The organism is Gordonia sp. GN26, from assembly GCF_054823965.1.
In genome coordinates, this window is record NZ_JSYC01000172.1 from 1 (window position 1) to 2,899 (window position 2,899).

At 66.3% G+C, this 2,899-nt stretch carries 3 protein-coding genes; all 3 read left to right on the top strand.

The window, feature by feature from the left end:
• Positions 1-109: 109 nt before the first annotated feature.
• Genes OK17_RS22150 through OK17_RS22160 form a run of 3 tightly spaced genes read left to right on the top strand, consistent with a single transcriptional unit; the run spans position 110 to position 2,641 of the window.
• Positions 110-1,009, top strand: a complete 900-nt coding sequence (locus tag OK17_RS22150; RefSeq protein ID WP_461418775.1) for a carbon-nitrogen hydrolase family protein — start codon at positions 110-112, stop codon at positions 1,007-1,009.
• Entirely contained in the window at positions 1,002-1,358 is a 357-nt protein-coding gene (locus OK17_RS22155; protein ID WP_461418776.1) for an MSMEG_0570 family nitrogen starvation response protein, read from the top strand. Before OK17_RS22150 ends, OK17_RS22155 begins: the two co-directional genes overlap by 8 nt.
• Positions 1,355-2,641, top strand: a complete 1,287-nt coding sequence (locus tag OK17_RS22160) for an MSMEG_0569 family flavin-dependent oxidoreductase (RefSeq protein ID WP_461418777.1) — start codon at positions 1,355-1,357, stop codon at positions 2,639-2,641. Before OK17_RS22155 ends, OK17_RS22160 begins: the two co-directional genes overlap by 4 nt.
• Positions 2,642-2,899 lie beyond the last annotated feature (258 nt).

Below are 2,899 nucleotides of genomic sequence, written 5' to 3' on the forward strand. Positions count from 1 at the left end.
GCTAGCGCTCCTCGCCTACTCAACCAGCAGTGCGAGACCCGTCGCTAACCCCTCACCCCACTCAACCAGCGAGACAACACTTTCCGCATCACCGACCCTGGGAAATCCTATGACCATCATCGGATCCGTCGCGGCGAACTTCACCCGCGATCTCGAACAGAACTACGCGACGATCGAAGAATATGTCGCTCAGGCGCGGGAGCGCGGCGTCGACTTCCTGGTGTTCCCGGAGGCGGCGATCGGCGGGTATCTGTCGTCACTGGGCAACCACGGCGACACCCGTAAGAACAGTGCGCGATCGCTGCCACCGGCGATCTCCCTCGACGGACCCGAGATCGCGCGGGTGCAGTCCATCGTCGGAGACCTGGTGGTGGCGATCGGGTTCTGTGAACTCGGCGAGGACGGTGAGACCCGCTACAACGCGGCCGCCGTTCTCGACGGCGGTCGGATCTACGGCAGCTATCGGAAGGTCCATCAGCCGTTGGGCGAGAACATGTCGTACTCGTCGGGCGACGGGTACGGGGTCTTCGACACTCCAGTCGGACGCATCGGGCTCCAAATCTGTTATGACAAAGCCTTTCCCGAAGCGGCACGCATCATGGCGTTGAAGGGGGCGGAGATCATCGCGAGCCTGTCTGCCTGGCCGGCGGCTCGCACCGCGACCGCGGAGAACCTCCAGGAGGACCGGTGGACCTACCGGTTCAATCTCTTCGACGCCGCCCGCGCGCTGGAGAACCAGGTGTTCTGGGTGGCGTCGAACCAGAGCGGGACGTTCGGGTCGTTGCGGTATGTCGGCAACGCCAAGATCGTCGATCCGGGTGGCAACATCCTCGACACCACCTTGCTCGGCAGCGGTCTCGCGGTCGCCGAGGTTGACATCTGCGAGAGCTTCACCGCGATGCGCGCCGGGATGTTCCACCTGCGGGACCGCCGGCCAGAGAAGTACGGGCTGCTCACCTCGTCGGAGTCCGCCGACGACCTCGCGTGGCGGGACCTCGCCCATGCCTGAGATGACCGTCCAGGTGCGGTGGCCCGACGGGCTGTTCCGCCAGTACTACTCCCCCAGCCTCGTCCTGCACGATCACCTCGCGCCGGGGTCGTACAGCGTCGACGACTTTCGGTCGCGAGCGACCACCGCGCTCGAGGAAGCCAGCGCACGTGTCCGGGCGAAGTACGGGTTCGCGTGCACGTCGGCGGCAGCGTCTGCCGAGGCGATCGTCAACGACGCTGCACAACATCCGGATTCGGCAGAGGTCGAGGTCGTCTCGATGTACCCGCCGCTGCCCACGCCTAGGGTTTCGGCACCGGTCGTCGCTTCGCTCCATCCCGGCTCAACGAGCGGAGAGAAGGACTCATGAGCGCAATCAAATCTCCGACACACATACCGGTCGTCGTCATCGGTGGCGGGCAGGCCGGCCTCTCGGTCAGCTGGTACCTAGGGCAAGCCGGCGTCGAGCACGTCGTCGTCGAAGCCGAGACCGCAGTTCATGCCTGGTCCGACAAGCGTTGGGACAACTTCACTCTCGTGACCCCCAACTGGCACTGTCGACTGCCTGGGTATGCCTACGACGGTCCCGATCCGGACGGGTTCATGACACGTGACGAGGTCGTGGAGTGGCTGAACGGGTGGTTGCAGACCTTCGACGCACCGCTCGTCGAACACACACGGGTGACCCGCCTGCAGCGGTTGAACGCCGACCGGTTCGAGGTGACCCTCGACGGTCCGGACGGCGTCCGCACGGTGACGTGCGACCAGGCGATCATCGCGACCGGCGGGTATCCGCTGCCGGTGATCCCGGCGTTCGCGTCGGCGCTCGATCCGGCGGTGCATCAGATCCACTCGGAGCAGTACTTCAATCCGGAGCAGCTGCCCGAGGGTGGGGTGCTCGTCGTCGGATCGGGACAGTCGGGGACGCAGATCGCCGAGGATCTGCATCTCGCCGGGCGGCAGGTACATCTAGCGGTCGGCAATGCACCGCGGGTGGCGCGGTTCTACCGGGGCCGGGATTGCATGACGTGGTTGTCGGACATGGGGCTGTACGACACTCCGACGCAGGAGTATCCGGGTGGTCGTGCCGCGCAGGAGAAGACGAATCACTACGTCACCGGCCGCGATGGTGGCCGCGACATCGACCTACGACGCTTCGCCCTCGAGGGCATGCGGCTGTACGGCATGCTCACCGACGGCAAGGACTCGACGCTACGGTTCGCGCCGACGCTCACCGACGCCCTGGACAAGGCAGACGCGACCTACAACTCCATCTGCGGCGACATCGACCGGCATATCGACTCGCTGGGGATCGAGGCGCCCGAACCCTCCCGGTACGAACCGGTCTGGGCTCCGGACGTCGATCCTGCAGAACTGGACCTCGCGGAGGCCGGGGTCACGTCGATCATCTGGGCCATCGGGTATCGACCCGACTACCGGTGGATCGAGGCCAGCGCCTTCGACGGCGGGGGCCGCCCGATGCAGACGCGCGGGATCACCGAGGTGCCCGGACTGAGCTTCGTCGGGCTGCCGTGGATGCACACCTGGGGATCCGGACGGTTCCTCGGGATCGACCGAGATGCACGGTACGTGGCGGAGCACATCGTGGGTGCTCTGGACCAAGGCCGACCGCGGTTGGCGGCGGCGCAGTAGGTGGGTGACTGAGGTGGGGGTGGTCGGGTTTTGGAGTGGCGCTCGCCAGCCCTTCGTGGCTCGTCGCTGGCGCTCCTCGCACCTCAGGGAGCGAGAACAGCCCGTCGCTGGCGCTCCTCGCACCTCAGGGAGCGAGAACAGCTCGTCGCTTGCGCTCCTCGCACCTCAGGGAGCGGGGGTGGGCCGTCCTCGAAGCGAGTGTCACTAGCCCTTCGTGGCTCGTCGCTAGCGCTCCTCGCACCTCAGGGAGCGAGTGGT